Raw genomic sequence first — 21,249 nt, forward strand, 5'->3', positions numbered from 1 at the left:
CGGTCAGGACCGGGGCAGGGCCGCTCCGACGGCCTCTCCGAGGTGGCTCACCGGCAGGTACTGCATGCCCGGCACCGGTCGCAGCTCCCCCGAGCCCGCCAGGGGAACGATGGCGCGGGTGAAGCCGAGGCGCGCCGCCTCCGCCAGGCGCCGCTGGACGCCGACCGTCGCGCGCACCTCCCCGGTGAGGCCGACCTCGCCGAAGGCGACGAGCCCCGGGGGAGTGGGCAGGTTCTGCGCCGCGCTCACCACGGAGATGGCGACCGCCAGGTCCGTGGCGGGCTCGACGGCGCGCGCGCCGCCGACCGTGGAGACGTAGACGTCCGAGCTCGAGGTGTCCACGCGCAGCCTCGCCTGGAGGACCGCGAGCGTCATGGCGACGCGCGAGTGGTCGACGCCGGAGGTGGTGCGCCGTGGCGAGCCCGCGTTCGTCCCGGCCACGAGGGCCTGGACCTCGACCGGCATGGGGCGCCGCCCCTCGAGGGTGACGGTGGCGCAGGTGCCGGGGACCTCGGAGCGCGCCGAGGACAGGAAGAGCCCGCTCGGGTCCTCCAGGCCGACGATGCCGCGCTCGCCCAGGTCGAAGCAGCCGACCTCGTCCGTCGGCCCGTAGCGGTTCTTGACCGCTCGCAGCAGCCGGAGGCGGGCGTGGCGGTCGCCCTCGAACTGGCACACGACGTCGACGAGGTGCTCGAGGACACGCGGGCCGGCGATCCCGCCGTCCTTGGTGACGTGCCCGACGAGGAGGACGGGGATGCCGCGCTCCTTGGCCACGGAGATGAGGGCGCCGGTGACGGCGCGGACCTGGGTGACGCCGCCCGCCGAGCCCTCCACGGCCGCGGAGGCGATCGTCTGGACGGAGTCGACGACGAGCAGGGAGGGGCCGGCGGCCTCGACGTGCCCCAGCAGGGCCCCCAGCTCGGTCTCGCTGGCCAGGAGCAGCGCCGGGTCGATGGCGTCGATGCGCTCGGCGCGCAGGCGCACCTGGCTCGCGGACTCCTCGCCGGTGACGTAGAGGACGGGGCCCTCGCCGCGCTCGCGCGAGACGGCGGCGGACTTGGCGGCGACGTCGAGGAGGAGCGTGGACTTGCCGACGCCCGGCTCCCCGGCGAGCAGCACGACGGCGCCGGGCACGATCCCGCCGCCGAGGACGCGGTCGAGCTCGCCGACGCCGGTCGGGCGGGCGCGGGCCTCCTCCGCGCTCACGTCCCCGATGGGGCGCGCGGGCACCGCGGGGCGCACCGCGGCGGCCCTGGCGAGCTGGCCGCCGGAGACGACGGCGCCTCCGCCCGCGGCCTCGCGGAACTCCTCGAGGGTCCCCCAGGCCTTGCACTCGCGGCACTGGCCGAGCCACTTGGGGCTCGTCCAGCCGCACTCGGTGCAGACGTAGGAGACCCGCGCCTTGGTGGTCTTGGCTGAGGGCATGGCGGCAGGCTACCGGCGGGGTGCGACACGAACCGCGGGCCTCGTGGCGCCGTGAGCGGCACCGGGTGCCGCCTCCTGCGGCGGGCCCGGCGAGGGGCGTGACCAGGGGTACTTAGGGTCACCTTGGTCGCCCGCGCGCGCATATGGCAAGATCGATCTTGCTCAATTCGCGGGACCTCGGTCCCGCCCCGACGAAGGGACCCCACCGTGGCCGACCAGAACCGCCGCACGCCCGCGCTCACGCGCCGCTCGGTCCTCGCGGGCGGTGCCGGACTCGGTCTCGCCGCCCTCCTCGCCGCCTGCTCCTCGGACGACGACGCCGCCACCGGCGCCAGCGCCGCCGCCGGCAACGCCTCCAAGGGCGCCACCGACTCCTTCCCCGTCACCATCGAGCACGTCTACGGCTCCACGACCATCGAGGCCGAGCCGACCAAGATCGCCACCGCCTCCTGGACCAACGACGACGTCGTCATCGCCCTCGGCGTCGTCCCCGTCGGCGTGCCGACCGTCTCCTGGGGCGCCGACGAGAACGGCTCCTACCCCTGGACGACCGACGCCCTCGAGGCCCTCGGTGCCGGCTGGGACACGGACAAGGCCCCGAAGCAGTACTCCGAGACCGACGGCATCAACGTCCAGGAGATCGCCGCCCTCGAGCCCGACCTCATCCTCGGGACCTACTCCGGCATGACCGAGGACGAGTACACCCAGCTCTCCGCCATCGCCCCGACCATCGCCTACCCCAAGGGCGTCGCCGCCTACGGCACCCCCTGGGAGACGACGACGAAGGTCATCGGTCAGGCCCTGGGCCGTTCCGCCGCCGCCGAGGAGCTCGTCACCAAGACCACCGAGGCCATCCAGACGGCCGCCGGCACGTACCCCGAGCTCAGGTCCAAGACCTACATCGCCGCGAACCTCGACGTGACGAGCTCCACCATCAACCTCTACACCAAGGCGGACAACCGCCCCCGCCTCTTCGACATGCTCGGCATGACGATGGCCCCCGCCGCCGCGGACGGCGGCGCGGACACCGAGGACGAGTTCTTCGTCGAGTACTCCGCGGAGAAGGCCGACGCCCTCACCTCCGACCTCTTCTGGTCCTGGGCGAACGACGAGGCCGCCGTCAAGGCCGTCGAGGCCAACGAGCTTCTCTCCACCATCCCCGCCGTCAAGGACGGCACCGCCCTCTTCGTCACGGACAACACGACCGTCATGAGCCTGTCGGCCGCCTCGCCGCTCTCCCTGCCCTGGTGCTGCGAGAACCACGTCCCGCAGATCGCCGCCGCCGTCACGGGCGGCTCGGCGAGCGCGACCGCCTCCGCCACGGCCACCACGGCCTCCTGATGCCCGCACGCCCCACGGCAGCGACGACGCGGCCCGCGCCCCGGACGGGGGCGCGGGCCGACGCCCGTGCGCCCCGGGGCGACTCGCGCGCGCGCCGGAGCCGCCGCGGTGCCGGCGGAGCCTCCGGCGCGGGCTCCCGGCCGGCCGGCCGTCTCGCCTCCCGCGGGGCCGTCCTCGCCGCGCTCGCGGTCCTGCTCGTCCTCGCTGTCATCGCCTCCCTCGCCCTCGGCGCCCGCGAGGTCCCGCTACGCGAGGTCCTCACCTGGGCCCGCGGCGACGGCGCGAGCCTCAGCTCCACGGTCGCCGCCGTTCTCGGCGCCCGCCTCACGCGCACCGTCGTCGCCCTCGCCGCCGGCGCCGCCCTCGCCGCGTCCGGCGCGGCCATGCAGGGCATCACCCGCAACCCGTTCGCCGACCCCGGCCTCCTCGGCGTCAACGCCGGCGCCACCACCGCCGTCGTCCTCGCCACGGGCCTCCTCGGGCTCGCCACCCCCGGCGCCTACCTCGTCTCGGCCCTGCTCGGCGCCGCGATCGCCTTCGTCTTCATGTGGACGGTCGCCTCGCTCAGCCCCACCGGCGCCAGCCCCCTCACCCTCGTCCTCGCCGGCGCCGCCACCGCCGCGGTCCTGTCCGCCGTCGCCGGCGCCGTCAGCCTCGTCAAGGTCAACGACCTCAAGTCCACCCGCCGCTGGCAGACCGGCATCGTCTCCGGACGCACCTGGGACCTCATCGTCCCCGCACTCGTCGTCATGGCCGTCGGCCTCGTCCTCGTGCTCTCCCAGGCCCGCGTCCTCGACGCCCTCGCCATGGGGGAGGACGTCGCCACGGGCCTCGGCGTCCCCGTCGTGCGAGGACGCGCCGTCGCCGCCCTCGGTGCCGTCGCGCTGTGCTCCGGCGCCACCGCGCTCGCCGGCCCGATCGGCTTCGTCGGCATCATGGCGCCCCACCTCATGCGCCTCCTCGGCGGACCGGCCCACGCCTGGACCGTCACCGCGGGCGCGCCACCCCTCGCACTACCGTGGCCGGGCGCTCGGCGCCCGGCCACGGACCTCCAGCCTTCACCTCAACCCTGCACACACATCCCCGCCCGGGCCGACGCCCGGTCGGGAGACGGCCCCGGGCCGCCAGAAGAAGGACTCGAACAATGACGTACGACCTCACGACCATCGGCGAGGGCCAGATCCGCTTCACCTGCGAGCGCGGAGAGCGCCTCCAGACCGCCCGTTCCCTCCGTTTCACCGCAGCCGGCTCGGAGGCGAACGTCTCCGGCCTCCTGTCCGAGCTCGGCCGCTCCACCGCCTGGACGACGAAGCTCCCCAAGGGCGAGCTCGCGGACAAGATCGCCCTCGAGTACTCCGCCGTCGGCGTCGACATGAGCCACGTGGTCATGACCGACCACGGCCGCGTCGCCCTCTACTTCCTCGAGCCCGGCGAGTTCCCGCTCCCCGGCAAGGTCACCTACGACCGCGAGTACACGCCCTTCCGGGACATCGTCCCCGAGGAGTTCAACTGGGACGCCCTCCTGGACACCCGCGTCGTCTTCCTCACCGGCATCACCGCCGCCCTCACCGACAACACCGCCCGCGTCGTGCGCTACTTCGCCGACGCCGCCGCCGAGCGCGGCGTCGACATCGCCCTCGACGTCAACTTCCGCTCCCTCCTGTGGAGCGGTGAGAAGGCCCGCGAGGTCCTCGAGCCCATCGCCCGCACGGCCTCCATCCTCTTCTGCTCGCGCTCCGACGCCCGCATCGTCTTCGGGATCGACGGCGAGGGCGTCGACTCCAGCCACGCCCTCCGCGAGGAGATGGGCGTCCCCACCGTCGTGTCCACCGACGGGCGCAACGGCACCTACCTGTCCACGGCCGAGGGCGACAAGACCTACGAGATCAGGTCCGTCCCCGTCATCGACCGCCCCGGCGCCGGCGACTCCTTCGTCGCGGGCACCCTCCACGGCTGGCTCGACGGCGACGTCGACCGCGGCATCCAGATGGGCACCAAGGTCGCCCAGTTCGCCCTCACCCACCACGGCGACCTCACCCACGTGCGGGCCGCCGAGCTCGAGGGCTCCCTCTCCTCGGACATCGTCCGCTGAGCACCGGGGCGTCAGCCCCACAACGCCGCCGTCGGCGGCAGCCCGTGGCCGGGTGCGCGCACCCGGCCACGGGGTCCCACACCCTCTTCGAGAACGGTTTAATGATGAGCACCTCCACCACGGCTGCGCCCGCGGGAGCGCCGGCAGGCCGCACGGCCGCGCAGCAGATCGACAACCACCGCCTCACCGGGCACCAGAAGTCCCTCATCACCATGGCGATCCTGGGCAACGTGTCGGAGTTCTTCGACATGTTCCTCATCGGCTTCATCGTCAACCTGCTGATCGCCGACCCCGCCTGGCACCTCACCGGCTTCCACTCCGGCGTCATCCTCGCCGGCGCGGGCCTCGGCACCGTCCTCGGCTCGATCACCTGGGGCCGCCTGGCCGACATGTTCGGGCGCAAGCACGCCTTCGTGTGGTGCATCGTCGTCCTCGTCATCTTCACCGCCGCCTCGGCCTTCACCCCGACCAACGGCTGGCTGCTCCTGGCGGTCCTGCGCACCGGCGTCGGCTTCGGCGTCGGCGGCCTCAACATCACCTCCGTGCCCTACGTCCAGGAGTTCGTGCCCGCCAAGCAGCGCGGCCTCCTGTCCGGCCTCACGAGCGTCTTCATCCCCGCCGGCATCTTCCTCGGCTCGCTCGCCACCAAGTACCTCGCCGGCCCGATCGGCTGGCGCGGCCTCGTCGCCATCGGCTGCGTCCCGATCCTCCTGCTGCTGTGGGCCCGGGTCGTGCCCGAGTCCCCGCGCTTCCTGCAGACCTCCGGTCGCGAGGAGGACGCCCGCCGCGCCTACGCGTGGGCCATGGAGATCCCCGAGGAGCAGGTCGTTGCCCTCCCGGAGATCCCCGAGGAGACCTCCGCGTCCTACTCCGTCATCTTCCACAAGTACCCGAAGTCGCTCGTCGTCGTCGCGCTCGGCTCCTTCTGCTTCATCCTGGGCTCCTTCACCGTCCAGTCCTGGGGGCAGACGCTGCTCGGCCAGTCCTTCAAGTTCGACGCCGGCCACGTGGCGACCCTCTTCATGCTCGTCTCCCTGGCCGACCTCCTCGGCCGCCTCGGCTCGGCCTGGCTCTCCGACCGCATCGGCCGCCGCTGGACGATGTTCAGCTTCGGTCTCATCGGCGCCGTCGGCGCGCTCATCGCCGCCTTCTCGACCCGCATGGTCGCCTCCGGCTCCGACGTGAGCCAGGTCCACCACGCCGGCTACATCTTCTTCATCGGCATCATCATCGTCATGGCCTTCGGCGACGGCGCCTTCGGCATCCTCAACGCCTTCGGCGGCGAGCAGTTCCCGACGGAGGCCCGCTCCACCGGACTCGGCCTGGGCTACGGCATCGGCGCCATCGCCAAGATCGTCGGACCCTACTTCGTGGGCGCCCTCGTCGGTTCCGGTGAGCTGAGCGCGGAGGTCGTCTTCCTTCCGTTCCTCATCTTCGCGGTGCTGCTCCTCCTGGGCGGTATCACCTACCTCTTCGCCCACGAGACCAAGGGCGAGTCCCTTGAGAGCATCTGAGCGATGGTCGCGGCCCGAGCGGCCGCCCGGCGCCCTCGGACACGGTCCGGCCCCCGACGTCATTGCGACGTCAGGGGCCGGAATCGTTGTGCTGGGAGTCCGCGCGGCGGCGCAGCGCTGCGTCGACGGCGTCGGCACCTGTTGCACAGTGTCGCACCCGCTGCGCGTCCTCGCGCAGGTGCGAGGGCGCGCAGCGGGTGCGAGACCGGAGGAAGGGAATGTGGGTGCGCTGACGCGCGTGGCCGGCTCAGTGCTGGCCGTAGACGTTCTGGTAGCGGTCGTTGAGGGAGTCGACGAGGTCCTGCGGGATGAGGTGGATCTCCCCGCCCTGCCTGGCGATGTGGACGGTGCGGGCGACCTCCTCGCACATGGCGGCGGCCTTGACCGCGCCCCGGGCGTCCTTGCCGATGGTGAAGGGACCGTGGTTGGCCATGAGGACCGCGGGGGACTTGGAGCCCTTGAGGGTCTCGACGACGCCGCGGCCGATCGAGTCGTCGCCGATGAGGGCGAAGGGGCCGACGGGGATCTCTCCGCCGAACTCGTCGCCCATCATGGTCAGGGCGCAGGGGATGGGCTCGCGACGGGCGGCCCAGGCGGTGGCGTAGGTGGAGTGCGTGTGGACGACGCCGCCGACGTCCTCGCGGTGACGGTAGACGTAGGCGTGGGCGGCGGTGTCCGAGGAGGGGGTGAGGGAGGCCGGCGTGCCGTCCTCGATCTTCTCGCCGTCGAGGGTGCACACGACCATGTTGTCGGCGCTCAGCGCGTCGTAGGAGACGCCGGAGGGCTTGATGACGAACAGGTCGGTCTTCTCCGGGCCGTCGCCGCGGTCGACGACGACGCGCTCGGAGACGCTGCCGGCGGTCCACACGACGAGGTTCCAGCGGATGAGCTCGCCGTGGAGGGCGGCGACGCGCTCGCGGGTGTCCTGGACCGCGGCCTGCAGGGTCTCGTCGAGCTCGGCGAGGACGATCTTCTCACTCACGTGATGACTCCTTCGTGATCGGTGCGGCCGGTGGGCCGTGTCTGGGTGGTGGTCCGATTGTCGGTCGCCGGGTGCGGGCACCGCAGCTCCCTGGGTGCACGAATGTGCGAGTGACAACCGCCTAGTAGTATTGACGCATGGTGGCGGCCAGAAACAGTCGCGAGGAGATCGAGCTCTTGCTGCGGGTCTCGCGCATGTATTACGAGGATGGGCGAACTCAAGCCGAGATCTCGCGCGAGATTGGGTACTCACGACCTCACATCTCAAGACTCCTGTCGCAGGCGCGCGCGATAGGAATTGTGCGGATCTCGATCTCTCATCCTTTGGATCATATTCTGGCGATTGAACGTGATCTGCGGGCAGCGCTTCCTCTAACAGGAATCCGTGTGGCGGAGGTTCCTGACTCGGACGTGCTCGGTGCAATCGGACGCTGTGCAGCGGAGCTTCTGAGTGATTGTCTGGTCGACGGCCAGGTGCTCGCTCTCGGCAACGGGCGATCGATTGCGGCAATGGCGCACCATCTTCCCTCGCTTCCGCGTCCGGGCTGTACGGTTGTACAACTTCTGGGCTCGATCGCAGGCGGCATGCCTGCGTGGGGGCGCGACGCCCCCACAATCTGTGCTGCTGTCGCTCAACGTTTAGGGGCTAGGGTTTCGCGAATGTCGATGCCGCTGATCATCGACAACCCGGCGCTCTTGAAACCGCTTATGCGTGAGGAGCGCGTCGCGACCACTCTGGCTCTCGGCGCAAGGGCTGACATCGCGATGGTCGGAGTCGCTGGAATGGACGCTCATGGCGCGGGCAATATCCTAGCGGATTACCTCTCGTCGGACGTGCTGAAGGCTCTTGACGATGGACACGCCATCGGCCACATCCTCGACCATCACTACGACTGGAACGGGAACCAGGTGGTGACGCCTTTGAGCGCACGGACATTGGCGCTGCCGCTGGACGATCTCAAACGCGTGCCGCAGGTGATTGGAGTTGCTGCTGGTCCTGAGAAGGTGGAGGCAATCATCGCGGCTATTCGGGGACGGATCGTCAATACTCTTGTCACGGACTTCGAGACTGCGAACGCGATTCGAAACCGGCTTTGAGGGTGGGATCAGCGATGTCCGCTCCTGGCTGTCCGAGGCCTCTCAATCTCCTGAACGGCGCTTGTTCGACCTAGAGAAGCCCGTGATTCGTTCGGTGAGCCCAGGGCGCTCATCGACATAGTTGGCGCGACGCAACTGGGTGTCGTGGAGGCGCGAACGTAGGCTGGGATCGAGACGACTGACCTGCTTGCCGGTCGCCTTGCGCACGTAGGGGACAACGGACGACTCGCTGCCTGCGACTTGGTCATTCGCGTCGAGGGAGATACCGAGGATCTCACCACCGCACAGAGCCAGGTACAGATAGTCGTCGTCGAAGTGCCCGTCGACCACGTTCTTCCAGGGGTGGAACCTCGGGCCGACGTCTGGGAGATCCTGCTTGATTCCGTCGTGCATGAGCTGGAGTGTCTCTGGCTCGCCGGTCTGGCGGAAAGGATCACTTCGGGCAGCGAGCAGTCGTGAGCGCGGTGCCTCCGTGACGTGCCACAGGAACACGACGGCCCCGACAACCCAGGCTAGGTTGCGGAGCGTCCCAGGTACGACCATGAAGCCCGCTGCCACGCAGCAGAGTGTCAGAAGTACTCCCTGCAGCCCTCGCGAAGGCGTGAACACAGCGGTCCGATAGCGCGTGACTGCGCTGTGGAACCTCGGGGTGTGCGGAGTGCTGACGATGTGCTGCGTAGCAGCGGGGCGTGCCATGGACGAAACCTACTCGGACTGGCGACTGTTCGCGATTCCCTCGAAGATCAGGCGTCCTACGACTGAGCCTCCGTCGAGGACTCCGATGGAGCGCGCCGCTGAGTACGCCGCACGTCCGTGGACGGCTTCCATCTCCTTGGTGGACTCGGAGCCAGCCGCGGCAGCCTCAGCGGCGGCCCCGAGGAGATCCGACTCCGCGGCCGCGTCACCTGCCGCCTGCGCGGCACCGGCGACGAGTGCATCTGCCCCTGGAACGAGCGCATCGATAATCGTCTTTTCGCCAGGCTTGGACTCCGCCTTGTCCATGATGTTTTGGACGCCGGCCCGAAGCGCTTCAGCGGCTGCAGGGAAGTCGACCTCGTCACTCCCCTTGAGGGCCTTTGCCATTCCCATCAGGCCGAAAGTGAGTATAGTCCCGAGGGAGGACGGAGCGGCTTCGTTGAAGACCTTGCCTCCCTTCCGGAGGAGCTGTCCCAGATCGGTGTCCTCGGCTTGCGAGAAGTGAGCGGCGAGGGCGCGGAAGCCGTCGTCCATTGAGATGCCGAGGTCGCCGTCACCGTTGACCTGGTCCAGGCTGACGAGATAATCGCGGTTTGTCTCCATCAGCGCGCTGATCGATGCGGTGACGGAGATCAGAGTGTCCTTGGTGACCATGTCTGCCTCACTTGTTGGTGTTGGTGTAGAAGGGGGTTGAAGCCGGCGCAAGTAGAAGCTTCTTGAGCTCGTCGTCGAGCTTGAAGACGGTGATCGAGAGACCGGCCATCTCCATGGAGGTCGCGAACTCTCCGATGTGCGGCATAACGATCGAGACTCCCTTGGCCTTGAGACGGTCGCTCACTCCGCGGTACACAATGAACTGTTCCTCAAGCGGAGTCGACCCCAGACCATTGATCATGACAGAGACCTCGTCCCCGGCGGTCAGCGGCATGTCAGCCTCGATCGTGTCGAGGATGCGCTCCGCGATCTGGTCGGCCGTGAGCATCTTCTCCACTGAGATTCCGGCCTCGCCATGGATGCCCATACCGATCTCGATCTCGTCGTCGGCGATGGTGAAGGTGGGTTCACCGACCTTCGGCACGATGCATGGGGAGAGTGCGACACCCATCGTACGAATGTTGGCCAAGGCCTTCTCCGTCACCGTGACTACCTCGTCGAGCGAACGGAGCTCGTCGGCTGCTGCGCCGGCGATCTTGTAGGCGTAGACGATACCTGCGACGCCTCGACGCTTGTCCGCACGTTCCGCCGGCGACGAGGCGACGTCGTCGCGGCCGAGCAGTTGGCGTGTCTCGATATCGTCGAATTCGACGTCCTCACAAGCCATCCGGAAGTTGAAGATGTCGCCGTTGTAGTTCCCGTACAGGCACAGCACACCCGCGCCGTCGTCGCATGCACGGATCATGTCGGCCATCTTCTCCGATGAGGGCGAGGCGAAGACCTCACCGACGGCGCAGCCGTCGATCATTCCGGAGCCGACATAGCCCAGGAAGAGAGGTAGATGGCCCGAGCCGCCGGCGGTGACGATTCCCACCTTCCCTGCCTTGCGCGGGTACTTCGACACGAGCACGCGGAAGTCGTCATTGAGGAAGTCAACGCGATCGCCATAGGCCGCGCGGATTCCCTCCATCGTGTCCTGGACGAAGGAGTCTGCGGAGTTAAGGATTTTCTTCATGGGGGAGCCTTTCTCGGGGCAGGTCAGTTCTCTCGGACGCCCCACGCCTCGCGGAGCAGCTCGGGGTGCTTCTCGAGGTGGGCGTAGTCGTTTACTCGTTCGAGCGACATCTCTCCGGTGACGGCGTCAACGTCGAGCTCGGTGATGCCGCAGTTCTCGAATCTGCGACCGATCACCCTCCACCGTTGGGGAGGAGCTCCGAGAACATAGGTCACAACAGCTCGGATGACGACGCCGTGGGTGATGATGCCGATGCGGTCGGCCCCCGAGTTCGCGATGTGTTCGAGCTCGGGGACGACGCGCTCGATAACGTCGGAGATCGACTCACCCCCCGGATAGTGGACGTCCCTGTCGATGCGTAGCTGCGCAGCCTGGAACTCCACGAACCTGGTGTCGATCTCACTTGTGGTTAGCCCCTCCATCTGCCCGAAGTTCAGTTCGCGCAGGGCAGGGACGATGGTGAGGGGGACGTGCAGCGAGGCGTTGATGTGTTCCGCTGTCTGGCGGGCACGGATCATGTCGCTGGCGACGAGAGAGGTGAGACTCCACGTGCTCAGCCGCTTGCCCGTGAGCCGAGCCTGCTGCACGCCCTCCTCGGATAGGCCGACGTCGACATTGCAACGGCTGTCGCTCTGCCGTCCATGACGGATGAGATAGATGCGCATGTCGACATCAGCCTGGTCAGCGCGCGTTCGGGAACTTGATCTCGGACGGGTAGGCCCACTTCTGCAGCTCGTCCTGCTCGAAGTACTCGGGCTCCTGGCCGCCGTTAGCGGTGAGCGCGTGGTGGTAGAGTTCTGCGAGTTCCTCGATGTAGGAGGCCTTCAGGAACGCCTCGTAGATGTTCCGGTCGTCCAGGGCGACTGATCCGTGCTTCTCGAGCAGGATGCAGTCAGCCTCCGCTGCGGCTTCACGAACGAAGTCAGCGAGCTCTGGCGTACCCGGTCGGCCATAAGGCGCGACCGGAATGCGTCCCTTAGTGAGACCGAGGTTGGCGACCTCGTAGACGATTGCCGGGATCGGCTTTCGGAGCACGGCGAAGGACGTCGCATATGGCGAGTGAGTGTGCACGATGGCACGCACCTCGGGCCGGGCCTTGTAGATCTCGATGTGCATGAGCACCTCGGACGTCGGGCGGAGGCCGGACTCGTTCTCAATCACGTTGGCGTCTAGATCCATGACGACGACGTCGCGCGGGCTCATCTGGTCACGGTCGAGGCTCGTCGGTGAGACGACGAACAGGCCCGTCTCGGTGTCCCGGATCGAGAAGTTGCCGGACTTGTGCTTGCAGAGGCCATCGTGTTGCGCGCGCTTGGCGACGGTGACAAGGTCTGCCTTGAGGGACTCGAGCATTGTTCTTGACTCCTTATGTTGTGTGATGCAGCCGATCTGGTTCTCTCACGCCTCGACGTCAGCAGCCTGGGCTGCGCGCGCGGCGTTGCGCTCAGTAATGAGCTCGCGGGAGTAGAGCACGAAGCAGACGAGCCAGATGACGAAGATGATGAGCGGCATGAAGTTGCCGTCCACGATCTGTGCGAGGTGGGAGAGGGCATAGGTGAAGATCGGTGCGTCGATCGACGAGTTCGAGATCATCTGGCCCTTCTCGAGGTCAACGGCGTGCGTCGAATTCGCGAGTTGCGTCATGAAGGGGGCGAATGCCGTTCCGACCCACAGGAACACAGGCGCGAAGATCGTGCACTGGATCAGCATGCGGATGATGTTGCCCTTCGAAGCGAAGTAGGCGGCGACCGCGATGCAGACGTTGATGATTCCCGCGAACGGGAGGATCTCGTTGCCGGGGAGGAAGAAGGAGAACAGAAGGGTGACGGGGATCGTCCAGATCACGGCGAGCCAGATCTCGTTCGCCCCACCAAGGAACGGCCAGTCGAGGCCAACGAAGAGCTGGCGGTCGCTGAATCGCTTCTGCATGTACTCGGAGATTGCGTTTGAAATTGGCTCGAGCGCCTGCATGAAGTACTTTGAGATGACAGGGAAGAGCGTGAGCGCAGTCGCGGCCTGGATTCCCAGGGTGAGCGTCTCCGCGACACCAAAGCGAGCCAGAAGACCGAAGATAATACCCAGGATGAATCCGAGGATGTGGTTCTCGGCGAAGATGCCGACCTTGTCACGAAGGTCCGCAGCATCGAACGAGCGGTTGAGCCCCGGGATCTTGCGCAGGAGCCAGTCGATGGGGTACATCGGCGCTGCAAGGAAGATCATGCGGTGCGTGATCGTGACGCCGGGGATACCAGACATGGTCTCGACACGGTACTGGTGGTAGTCGGCTGCCTTAAGCTCGAAGACAGTCTGGACTGCGGCGAAGATGAAGGCGAGCCAGACGGAGTCGGTGATGTAGTACACGGCGACTGCTGTGAAGATCTTGCCCCACACGTTCCACAGATCCGCGTTGAAAGTCTCCGTCCACTTCAAGAGGATGAGGACCACGTTGATCCCGATCACGATCGGGAACATGAGGAAGGCGTAGGGCCAGGACCATGAGATGGTGGACATCGTGGTCCAGCCGCCGTCCGTGATTGGAAGGGAGACGCCAACGGTCTTCGACATCGCCTGTGCGGCGGGCGTGATCGCGCTTGTCATGTAGTTGATGAGCATCGTCATCCCGGAGAATGCGACGCCCAAGGTGATGCCGGCGGAGATCGCGTCCTTGATCTTCATGCGGACGAGGAGACCCGCGATGATGATAATTATCGGGACGAAGATCGCGGCACCGAGCGAAAGCAGGAAGTTCACTCCATCCTGGAGCACGTGCATAGTTGATCGACCTTTCTATGTGCGGCTTCAGGCGTTCACTTGCCGTCGTAGGCGTGGATCGCGTCGATGAGCTTCTTGAGTTCCGCGTCCTGACCCATGCCAGTGAGGAAGGCGATCCCGTTGATAGTGGGCACGCTGCGTTCCTTCTGCTCGCGCACGATGGTGATGTATGCAGCGGCGCCGGCGAGATGACGGTCGACCGACTTGAGGTCGACTGCCTCGACATCGGCGTTGACCTTCGCCTCCTTGAGAAGGCGGGTGACCTTGCTGGCGACCGTCTGTGATGTGGCGACTCCGCTTCCGCAGGCGACGATGACCTTGGCGCTCATAATGGGTCCTCCTTAAAGGGTGATGAGGCGCAGTGGGGTGGTGTGGTCTGGGTCAGGACTCGAGCCCCGACATGGTGATAAGCGCGTCGAAGTACTCGTTCTCTGTGCGCGCCTGGTCCAGGCGCTCCATGAAGGATGGATCCTGGAAGTTCTCGAGAAGGATCTGGAGGAGCTCTACGTGGCCGTCCTCCTTCTTGAAACCGAGCATGAAGATGAAACGCACGGGGTGGGTCTCGTCATTGTTCGCCATCTCGTGCCAGAGCACGGGCTTGGCGAGACGAGTGGAGGCGATGAATGGCTCGATGACGTGAATTGCGTCCGAGTGCGGGATGGCGATGGCCTCAGGCTGAGTAGGGAGGGCGGTCGGGTAGATCTCCTCGCGGGCCTTGATGGCGTCGAGGAAGGTGTCCTCGACGTAACCCGATGCGCGAAGCTTTTCGACCATGCGGTTGAAGAAGTCTTCCTGGTCCTCAACGTTCCAGTCCAGCTGGATGAGGTCGCGCTTTAGCAGGTCCTTCTGCATGTGTCCTCCTCGACGCAATACGGACCGCGGGTGCGCGTCTTCACGCAGCCGCGTGCCGGTCGGTGCCGGCGACCTCCGAAGAGTAGGTCGAGTTGGGTGGAGTCTCTAACCGTCCGATGTACAGATGTACATCGAGCGGGCGCGTGATGTGTGCCGCAATCCGGTTGTGGCCTGGGAATCGGCGACTGTCGAACCGTGACAACGGATGCAATAGCACAAAGGTACATGTAGGGGAACGGTGTCGGGTGAGTTGGGGGCCTGGCTCACCAGTAGCAGGCCAGCGGTCCGCTCGGTCCCTCGATCACCTGGATCCGCGTCCCGAAGATCTCCGAGAGCACCTCCGTGCGCATGATCTCCTCGCAGGTGCCGAAGCGCGCCACCCGGCCGTCCTTGACCGCGCAGATCCGGTCCGCGTACCGGGCCGCCACGTTGACGTCGTGCACGACGATGAGGACCGTCCGCCCGAGCTCCGCCGCCGCCCGCTCGAGGTGCCCCATCATCTCCACCGAGTGGGCGACGTCGAGGTTGTTGAGCGGCTCGTCCAGGAGCACGTAGTCCGTCTCCTGGCACAGCACCATCGCGACGTAGGCGCGCTGCCGCTGCCCTCCGGAGAGCTCGTCGAGGTAACGGCCCTCGAGCTCGGTGAGCCCCAGGAAGTCGATGTAGCGGGAGACGACCTCCTCGTCCTCCCGGGTCAGTCGCCCACCCGAGTAGGGGAAGCGTCCGAAGCCGACGAGCTGGCGCACCGTGAGCCGCGTGATGAAGTGGTTCTCCTGACGCAGCACCGAGAGCACCCGCGCGAGGTCCTTGGAGCGCGTGCGCGCCACGTCCATCCCGGCGACCTCGATGACGCCCTCGTCGATGTCGAGCAGCCGCCCGATCATGGTGAGCAGCGTCGACTTGCCGGCGCCGTTGGGGCCGATGAAGGCGGTGATGCCGCCGGTCGGGATCTCCAGGTCGACCGGGCCGATGGCGACCTCGGGGGTGTAGACCTTGGTGACCTTCTCGAGGGTGATCACAGGCGTCCCTTCCGCAGGACGACGACGAGGAAGGTCGCGCCGCCGACGAGCTCGATGATGATGGAGACGACGCCCTGGGCGCCGAAGACGTGCTTCATGAGGAAGTACGACCCCGTGAGGACGAGCAGCGCGAGGCTGACGGCCATGGGGAAGAGGTGGCGGTGGTCGTAGGTGTCGCTCGCCTGGTACGCCAGGGTCGCCACGAGGAAGCCCAGGAAGGTCATCGGCCCGACGAGCGCCGTCGAGACCGCCATGAGGACCGAGACGAGCATGAGGACCGCCACCGACCAGCGGCGGTGGTCGACGCCCAGGCCCGTCGCGGCGTCCCGGCCGAGGGCCAGCACGTTGAGGCGCCGCGAGGCCAGCGCGAGCAGCGCCGTCGCGCCGACGACCAGCGGCAGCGCCACCGGGTAGTACTCCGAGTCGGCGTTGTTGACCGAGCCGAACAGCCGCGCGGTGAGCACGTCGAACTCGCTCGGTGTGAGCAGGCGCTGCATGAAGGTCGACACGCTGCCGAGCCCCGTCCCGATGACGACGCCGATGAGCAGCATCGCGTGGACGCTCGCCCTCCGGCTCGTGAGCAGCCAGGAGTACAGGACGAGCGAGAGGCCGACCATCGCGATGACCTGGCCGACGAAGGTCGTGAGCGTGCGCGCCGCGGTGAGCCCCGTGACGCCCAGGAGGTAGACGGTCGTCGTGTGGATCGCCCGGTAGAGCGACTCGAAGCCCATGATCGACGGCGTGAGCAGGCGGTTGGCCGTCACCGTCTGGAAGGCGACGGTCGCCATCGCCTGGCACACGGCCACGACCGTCATGGCGACGACGGAGTCGGCGCGGCGCCGGGCGATGAGCCAGAAGGCGCGTGTGCCCGGCTCCATGGGGTTGTCCCAGGCCAGCAGCCCGGCCGCGCACGCCAGGGCCGCCGCGGTGACCGCGAGGTAGACGAGCCACCAGCGGCGCCGGGCGCGCGCCGTCGGGAAGGCCCCGGAGCGCCGCTCGCGGGCCGGCGCCTGCCGGGCGCCCGAGACGAGGGCGTCCGCGGACCCGGGCGTCGTCGCGGCCGCGGAGGAGGTCGCCGTCGTCGTGCTCATGAGGACCTCCCGGTGCGGCGCAGGATGAGCGCCACGAAGACGACGGCGCCGACGATGCCCAGGACGACGGAGACCGGCACCTCGAAGGGCGAGATGATGGTGCGTGCCAGCAGGTCGCAGGCGGTGACGAGCCCGGTCCCGGCCAGGCACACCCACGGCAGGTTGGAGCGTAGTTCGTCGCCGCGCAGCATCGAGACGAGGTTGGGGACGATGAGCCCGAGGAAGGGCAGGGAGCCGACGACGACGGTGACGACGCCCGTCGCGACGGCCACGAGCGCCGTCGCCGCGAGGACGACCCGCTCGTAGTCGACGCCGACGCTCGTCGCCACGTCCTGCCCCAGGCCCGCCACCGTGAGGCGGTCCGCCATGGCGAAGACCCCGGCGACGACCGCGAGGACGATCCACAGGACCTCGTACTGGCCGCGGTACACGCTCGTGAAGGAGCCCTGGAACCACGTGCCGAGCGACTGCAGCGTGTCCGTCTCCAGGGCGAGGAAGGTCGACACGGCGCTCACCACCGAGCCGAGCATGATGCCGATGAGCGGCACGAGCAGGGAGGAGCGCAGCGAGACCCGGCGCAGCAGCGCGAAGAAGACCATGGTGCCGACGAAGGCGAAGACGACGGCGACGACCATCCGGCCCAGCACGCTCGTGCCCGGCGCGACGATCATGACGGCCAGCAGTCCCAGGCCCGCCCACTCGGTCGTGCCGGTCGTCGTGGGCTCGACGAAGCGGTTCTGAGTGATGAGCTGCATGACGAGGCCGCACATGGCCATCGCGGCGCCGGCCAGGACGAGGGCGATGGTGCGCGGGACGCGCACGGCGAGGAACATCCGCGCGCCGTCGCCGTGGGACAGGATCGAGTACTCGCCGGTGGCGAGGCTCGCTCCGAGCAGCGCGAGGACGACGCCGGTCCCGACCACGAGGGAGGGCGTGAGGAGCCGGCCCCGGGACCGCCGGGCCGGGCCCGGAGCGGGGCGCGCCCCCGCCGCGGGCGCGGCGGGGGCGTCGCTCACGGGCGGAGCGCTGGGGGAGGGCACGCCGCTCAGGCCTTCTCGGAGGCCGTCGCGGGCGCGGAGGCGCCGTCGGTGGAGCCGGAGGCGCCCTCGAAGGCGTCGGCGATGTCGTTGAGGATCTCCGTGTAGGTGATGATCGACTCGTTCGTGTACGTGTCCGCCGGGGCGTAGACGACCTGGCCCTTGCGCAGGGCGGTGACGTCGCTCAGTGCGGTGTTGGACTCGAGGACGTCCTTGGCGGGCTTGTAGTCCGCCTTGTCGGCGGAGATGGCGCCGTCGCGGTCCAGGACGAGGATCCAGGCGGGGTTCGACTCGGCGATGGCCTCGACGGAGACGTCGTCGCCCTCGTGGTTGGAGGAGGCTCCCTCCACCTCGAGCGCGGGCTTGAGGCCGAGGAGGTCGAAGACCGGCCCGTAGGTGCGGCCGACGGTCGGGGCGACGTAGCCGATCTCGCCGCCGGAGACGTTGACGGCCATGACGGTGGAGGTCCCGTCGTAGGCGGCCTTGGCGCGGTCGAGGGCCTTGTTGAAGTCGGCGACGAGGGCGGCGGCCTCGTCCTGCTTGCCGAAGATCTCTCCGAGGGCGGTCGTGTGGCGCTCGAGCTCGGCGTCCAGCGGCTCGCCGTCGCGCGGCTCGAGGTCCACCAGGGGCGTGCCCTCGGTGAGGGCCGCGATGTCCTCGTCGTACTGGCTGAAGCGCTGGCCGGAGACGATGAGGTCCGGCTTGGCGGCGACGAGGGCCTCGAGGTCGGGCTCGCGGTGGTTGCCGACGTCGACGACGTCGTCGACGTCGTAGGCGGTCACGGTGGAGGGGATGAGGCCCTTGGGGACGGCGACGACGGGCACGCCCCAGTCGGCGAGGACCTCGAAGGATCGGTTGTCGAGGACGGCGGCCGCCTTGACCGGCGTCGTGACCTCGACGGTGCCGTTGTTGGCCTTGATCGTGACGGTGCCGGCGGTCTGGGCGGCGCTCGCGGCGGTGGTGGAGCCGGCGGCGCCGGTGGCGTCGGCGCTCGTGCCCGAGCCGGCGGAGCAGGCGGTGAGGGCCAGGGAGGCCGTGAGGGCGAGCGAGAGCATCGCAGGGATCTTGCGGGACATCGTGAACCTTGGTGTTCCGGGGACAGGAGCTACCGCGGGGACGCGGGCCGGGGCCCTCACGACGCAGCGTCGAGTTAGGTAAGGGCAACCTCAGCGAGTAAGAACGTATCCGAGTGGCGATATTCGATGCAAGCCGCGTTCCGCCAGCGCCGACCGCGCCGGGACGGCGGACGGCCCCGCCCTCCCGGTGCGAGAGGGCGGGGCCGTCAGACTGATGCGCGTGTCCCTGCCGGAGCCCAGGGGGACTCGTCGGCGGAGACCCGGCCGACTCAGGCGCGCGCGGCGGCGAGGGCCTGCGAGGCGACCTCGGCGACGTGCTCGCCGGTGAAGCCGAACTCCTCGAAGAGCCGCGCGCCCGGGGCCGAGGCGCCGAAGTGCTCGATGGAGACGCAGGCGCCCGAGTCGCCGACGTACTGGTGCCAGCACATCGCGATACCGGCCTCGACGGAGACCTTGACGACGTCACGGGGCAGCACGGCCTCGCGGTAGGCGGTGTCCTGCTCCGCGAACCACTCGAGGCACGGGGCGGAGACGACCCGGGTCGGCGTGCCCTGGTCCTGGAGGATCTCGCGGGCCCTGACGGCGACGTCGACCTCGGAGCCCGTGGCGATGAGGACGAGCTGGGGTGCGACCTCCGCGCCGTCGGCGCCGGTCGCCTCGGCGAGGACGTAGGCGCCCTTGGCGACGCCCTTCGCGGCCTGCTCGGCGGTCGTGTTGACGGTGAGGTTCTGACGGGACAGAACGAGCCCGGCGGGGGTGTGGTGCCGCTTGAGGATCTCGTGCCACGCGGCGGCGGTCTCGTTGGCGTCGCCGGGGCGCACGACGTCGAGACCGGGGATGGCGCGCAAGGAGGCGAGGTGCTCGATCGGCTGGTGGGTCGGACCGTCCTCGCCGACACCGATGGAGTCGTGCGTCCACACGAAGGTCGAGGGCGCCTCCATGATCGCCGCGAGGCGGACCGCGGCGCGCATATAGTCGGCGAAGACGAGGAAGGTGCCACCGTAGGCGCGCGTGATGGAGTTCAGGCTGATGCCGTTGAGGATGCCCCCCATCGCGTGCTCGCGGATGCCGAAGTGGATGGTGCGGCCGAAGGGGCCGTCACCCTCCTTCTGGGCGAGTGACTCGGGCAGGAAGCTCGGCTCGCCCTTCATCGAGGTGTTGTTGGAGCTGGCGAGGTCCGCCGAGCCGCCCCACAGCTCCGGGACGACCGGAGCCAGGGCGTCCAGGACCTTCCCGGAGGCGGCGCGCGTGGCGATCGACTCGCCGGGCTCCCACGTGGGCAGGGCGTCCGCGAGGCCCTCGGGGAGCCGCTCCTCCTGGACGCGGTCGAGGAGCTCGGCGCCCGCCGGGTTGCCCGCCTTCCAGGCGCCGAAGCGGGCGTCCCAGTCCCCGTGGGCGGCTTCGGCGCGCTCGGCAGCGTGCCGGCGCGTGTAGGCCAGGATCTCCTCGGGGACGTCGAAGCTCTTCTCCGGGTCCAGGCCGAGTGCCTTCTTCAGGCCGGCGACCTCGTCGGCGCCGAGCTTGGCGCCGTGCGAGGACTCGGAACCCTGCTTGGTGGGGGCGGGCCACGCGATGATCGTGTGCAGGCGGATGAGCGAGGGCCGCGTGGTCTCCGCGCGGGCGGCCTCGAGAGCGGCGTGGAGGGCGGCGTAGTCCTCCTCGTACTCGCCTCCGGTGGTCCAGTCGACGTCCTGGACGTGCCAGCCGTAGGCCTCGAAGCGGGCCGAGGGGTCCTCCGTGAAGGAGATGTCCGTGCTGCCCTCGATGGAGATGTCGTTGTCGTCGTAGATGGCGATGAGGTTGCCGAGCTGCTGGGTGCCGGCGAGGGATGCGGCCTCCGCGGCGACGCCCTCCTGCATGCAGCCGTCTCCGAGCACGGTGTAGACGTAGTGGTCGAAGACGGACTCGCCGGGAGCCGCCTTCGGATCGAGGAGGCCGTGCTCGCGGCGCGCCGCCATCGCCATGCCGACCGCGTTGGACACGCCCGCGCCGAGCGGACCGGTCGTCGTCTCGACACCCTTGGTGTGGTGGTACTCCGGGTGGCCGGGGGTCAGTGAGCCCCACTGGCGCAGCTCCGCGAGGTCGCTCACCTCGAGGCCATAGCCGGCGAGCGTCAGCTGGACGTACTGGAGGAGCGAGGCGTGCCCAGCGGAGAGGACGAAGCGGTCGCGTCCCAGCCAGAGCTCGTCGGAGGGGTCGCCCGTCATCTCGTACTGGTAGAGGAGGTAGGCGACTCCGGCCAGGGAGATCGGGGTGCCGGGGTGGCCGTTGCCGGTCTTCTCGACGGCGTCGGCCGCCAGCGCCTTGGAGATGTTGATCGCCTTGAGGTCCTTCTCGGACAGCTCGAAGGTCTCGTTGCTCATGCAGGACTCCTTCATCGGTTGAGGCTTCTGGCCGGGCGGGGCGTCGGGACCGCTCCGGCGGGCACGGCCGCATCCTCTCGCGAGGGTGCGACGCCGGACAACCGGGCCCGAGCACGGATGTGCACGGCTCTGACCGGCGTGCGTCGCATCGCACCCGTGGTACGCGACCGGGTCGTAGGAGGCGTACGAAGCGGCACCCCGATCGGCCGCACGGGCGATGGCT

General features: G+C 68.6%; 20 protein-coding genes. 5 read left to right on the forward strand and 15 right to left on the reverse strand.

Features of this window, described 5'->3' with window-relative positions; genetic code table 11:
• Nucleotides 1-3: 3 nt before the first annotated feature.
• Entirely contained in the window at nucleotides 4-1,425 is a 1,422-nt protein-coding gene (radA, locus tag AXF14_RS06945) for a DNA repair protein RadA (RefSeq protein ID WP_067941950.1), read from the reverse strand.
• Nucleotides 1,426-1,632: 207 nt separating this feature from the next.
• On the opposite strand from radA, the gene AXF14_RS06950 reads away from it, so the two are divergent.
• From AXF14_RS06950 to AXF14_RS06965, 4 genes are all read left to right on the forward strand, one after another.
• The gene (locus tag AXF14_RS06950) at nucleotides 1,633-2,766 is read left to right on the forward strand and encodes an ABC transporter substrate-binding protein (protein WP_067941952.1); all 1,134 of its coding nucleotides are present in this window, start codon (nucleotides 1,633-1,635) and stop codon (nucleotides 2,764-2,766) included.
• Entirely contained in the window at nucleotides 2,766-3,914 is a 1,149-nt protein-coding gene (locus AXF14_RS06955) for a FecCD family ABC transporter permease (RefSeq protein ID WP_067941955.1), read from the forward strand. Before AXF14_RS06950 ends, AXF14_RS06955 begins: the two co-directional genes overlap by 1 nt.
• Nucleotides 3,911-4,858, forward strand: coding sequence for a sugar kinase (locus AXF14_RS06960; RefSeq protein WP_067941958.1), 948 nt, complete (start codon nucleotides 3,911-3,913; stop codon nucleotides 4,856-4,858). The genes AXF14_RS06955 and AXF14_RS06960 overlap by 4 nt, the downstream gene beginning before the upstream one ends.
• A gap of 104 nt (nucleotides 4,859-4,962) precedes the next feature.
• Nucleotides 4,963-6,372: an MFS transporter gene (locus tag AXF14_RS06965; protein ID WP_067944167.1), complete on the forward strand. Its 1,410-nt coding sequence runs from the start codon at nucleotides 4,963-4,965 to the stop codon at nucleotides 6,370-6,372.
• A 247-nt stretch (nucleotides 6,373-6,619) separates the two neighbouring features.
• Here the strand turns inward: AXF14_RS06965 and AXF14_RS06970 are convergent, their stop codons facing one another.
• Nucleotides 6,620-7,354, reverse strand: coding sequence for an L-ribulose-5-phosphate 4-epimerase (locus AXF14_RS06970; protein WP_067941960.1), 735 nt, complete (start codon nucleotides 7,352-7,354; stop codon nucleotides 6,620-6,622).
• 137 nt (nucleotides 7,355-7,491) lie between these two features.
• On the opposite strand from AXF14_RS06970, the gene AXF14_RS13265 reads away from it, so the two are divergent.
• A complete protein-coding gene (locus AXF14_RS13265; RefSeq protein WP_084355434.1) occupies nucleotides 7,492-8,451 on the forward strand; it encodes a sugar-binding transcriptional regulator in 960 nt (319 codons plus the stop codon).
• Nucleotides 8,452-8,493: 42 nt separating this feature from the next.
• Here the strand turns inward: AXF14_RS13265 and AXF14_RS06980 are convergent, their stop codons facing one another.
• The 13 genes from AXF14_RS06980 to tkt form a co-directional block, all read right to left on the reverse strand.
• On the reverse strand, nucleotides 8,494-8,844 hold the full coding sequence (locus AXF14_RS06980; RefSeq protein WP_150118445.1) for a hypothetical protein: 351 nt from the start codon (nucleotides 8,842-8,844) through the stop codon (nucleotides 8,494-8,496).
• 312 nt (nucleotides 8,845-9,156) lie between these two features.
• Nucleotides 9,157-9,801 carry a dihydroxyacetone kinase subunit L gene (locus AXF14_RS06985; RefSeq protein WP_067941967.1) on the reverse strand — a complete coding sequence of 215 codons (645 nt, stop codon included), beginning with the start codon at nucleotides 9,799-9,801 and terminating at the stop codon, nucleotides 9,157-9,159.
• A 7-nt stretch (nucleotides 9,802-9,808) separates the two neighbouring features.
• Nucleotides 9,809-10,816: a dihydroxyacetone kinase subunit DhaK gene (locus AXF14_RS06990; protein WP_067941969.1), complete on the reverse strand. Its 1,008-nt coding sequence runs from the start codon at nucleotides 10,814-10,816 to the stop codon at nucleotides 9,809-9,811.
• A 23-nt stretch (nucleotides 10,817-10,839) separates the two neighbouring features.
• A complete protein-coding gene (locus AXF14_RS06995; RefSeq protein ID WP_067941971.1) occupies nucleotides 10,840-11,481 on the reverse strand; it encodes a histidine phosphatase family protein in 642 nt (213 codons plus the stop codon).
• Between the two features lie 16 nt (nucleotides 11,482-11,497).
• A complete protein-coding gene (locus AXF14_RS07000; RefSeq protein WP_067941973.1) occupies nucleotides 11,498-12,169 on the reverse strand; it encodes a class II aldolase/adducin family protein in 672 nt (223 codons plus the stop codon).
• Between the two features lie 45 nt (nucleotides 12,170-12,214).
• Nucleotides 12,215-13,567 carry a PTS galactitol transporter subunit IIC gene (locus AXF14_RS07005; RefSeq protein WP_211260066.1) on the reverse strand — a complete coding sequence of 451 codons (1,353 nt, stop codon included), beginning with the start codon at nucleotides 13,565-13,567 and terminating at the stop codon, nucleotides 12,215-12,217.
• 56 nt (nucleotides 13,568-13,623) lie between these two features.
• Nucleotides 13,624-13,917 carry a PTS sugar transporter subunit IIB gene (locus AXF14_RS07010; protein ID WP_067941977.1) on the reverse strand — a complete coding sequence of 98 codons (294 nt, stop codon included), beginning with the start codon at nucleotides 13,915-13,917 and terminating at the stop codon, nucleotides 13,624-13,626.
• Between the two features lie 52 nt (nucleotides 13,918-13,969).
• Entirely contained in the window at nucleotides 13,970-14,440 is a 471-nt protein-coding gene (locus AXF14_RS07015; RefSeq protein ID WP_067941979.1) for a PTS sugar transporter subunit IIA, read from the reverse strand.
• Between the two features lie 263 nt (nucleotides 14,441-14,703).
• A complete protein-coding gene (locus tag AXF14_RS07020) occupies nucleotides 14,704-15,459 on the reverse strand; it encodes an iron ABC transporter ATP-binding protein (RefSeq protein ID WP_067941981.1) in 756 nt (251 codons plus the stop codon).
• Nucleotides 15,456-16,550, reverse strand: coding sequence for an iron chelate uptake ABC transporter family permease subunit (locus tag AXF14_RS07025; RefSeq protein ID WP_067941983.1), 1,095 nt, complete (start codon nucleotides 16,548-16,550; stop codon nucleotides 15,456-15,458). Before AXF14_RS07025 ends, AXF14_RS07020 begins: the two co-directional genes overlap by 4 nt.
• Nucleotides 16,547-17,473 carry an ABC transporter permease gene (locus AXF14_RS07030; RefSeq protein WP_236756261.1) on the reverse strand — a complete coding sequence of 309 codons (927 nt, stop codon included), beginning with the start codon at nucleotides 17,471-17,473 and terminating at the stop codon, nucleotides 16,547-16,549. Before AXF14_RS07030 ends, AXF14_RS07025 begins: the two co-directional genes overlap by 4 nt.
• Nucleotides 17,474-17,595: 122 nt before the next feature.
• Nucleotides 17,596-18,663 (reverse strand): siderophore ABC transporter substrate-binding protein, encoded by a 1,068-nt coding sequence (locus AXF14_RS07035; RefSeq protein WP_067941987.1) that lies wholly within the window; start codon nucleotides 18,661-18,663, stop codon nucleotides 17,596-17,598.
• 269 nt (nucleotides 18,664-18,932) lie between these two features.
• Nucleotides 18,933-21,026, reverse strand: a complete 2,094-nt coding sequence (gene tkt / locus AXF14_RS07040; RefSeq protein ID WP_067941989.1) for a transketolase — start codon at nucleotides 21,024-21,026, stop codon at nucleotides 18,933-18,935.
• Nucleotides 21,027-21,249: the final 223 nt, after the last annotated feature.

This window comes from Actinomyces radicidentis (assembly GCF_001553565.1).
Lineage (GTDB): Bacteria > Actinomycetota > Actinomycetes > Actinomycetales > Actinomycetaceae > Actinomyces > Actinomyces radicidentis.

Excerpts from the sequence above, each read along its gene's own strand:
- radA (WP_067941950.1), bottom strand. The coding sequence starts at position 1,425 with ATGCCCTCAGCCAAGACCACCAAGGCGCGGGTCTCCTACGTCTGCACC.
- AXF14_RS06955 (WP_067941955.1), top strand. The coding sequence starts at position 2,766 with ATGCCCGCACGCCCCACGGCAGCGACGACGCGGCCCGCGCCCCGGACG.
- AXF14_RS06960 (WP_067941958.1), top strand. The coding sequence starts at position 3,911 with ATGACGTACGACCTCACGACCATCGGCGAGGGCCAGATCCGCTTCACC.
- AXF14_RS06965 (WP_067944167.1), top strand. The coding sequence starts at position 4,963 with ATGAGCACCTCCACCACGGCTGCGCCCGCGGGAGCGCCGGCAGGCCGC.
- AXF14_RS13265 (WP_084355434.1), top strand. The coding sequence starts at position 7,492 with ATGGTGGCGGCCAGAAACAGTCGCGAGGAGATCGAGCTCTTGCTGCGG.
- AXF14_RS06980 (WP_150118445.1), bottom strand. The coding sequence starts at position 8,844 with ATGCACGACGGAATCAAGCAGGATCTCCCAGACGTCGGCCCGAGGTTC.
- AXF14_RS06985 (WP_067941967.1), bottom strand. The coding sequence starts at position 9,801 with ATGGTCACCAAGGACACTCTGATCTCCGTCACCGCATCGATCAGCGCG.
- AXF14_RS06990 (WP_067941969.1), bottom strand. The coding sequence starts at position 10,816 with ATGAAGAAAATCCTTAACTCCGCAGACTCCTTCGTCCAGGACACGATG.
- AXF14_RS06995 (WP_067941971.1), bottom strand. The coding sequence starts at position 11,481 with ATGCGCATCTATCTCATCCGTCATGGACGGCAGAGCGACAGCCGTTGC.
- AXF14_RS07000 (WP_067941973.1), bottom strand. The coding sequence starts at position 12,169 with ATGCTCGAGTCCCTCAAGGCAGACCTTGTCACCGTCGCCAAGCGCGCG.
- AXF14_RS07010 (WP_067941977.1), bottom strand. The coding sequence starts at position 13,917 with ATGAGCGCCAAGGTCATCGTCGCCTGCGGAAGCGGAGTCGCCACATCA.
- AXF14_RS07015 (WP_067941979.1), bottom strand. The coding sequence starts at position 14,440 with ATGCAGAAGGACCTGCTAAAGCGCGACCTCATCCAGCTGGACTGGAAC.
- AXF14_RS07025 (WP_067941983.1), bottom strand. The coding sequence starts at position 16,550 with ATGAGCACGACGACGGCGACCTCCTCCGCGGCCGCGACGACGCCCGGG.
- AXF14_RS07035 (WP_067941987.1), bottom strand. The coding sequence starts at position 18,663 with ATGTCCCGCAAGATCCCTGCGATGCTCTCGCTCGCCCTCACGGCCTCC.
- tkt (WP_067941989.1), bottom strand. The coding sequence starts at position 21,026 with ATGAGCAACGAGACCTTCGAGCTGTCCGAGAAGGACCTCAAGGCGATC.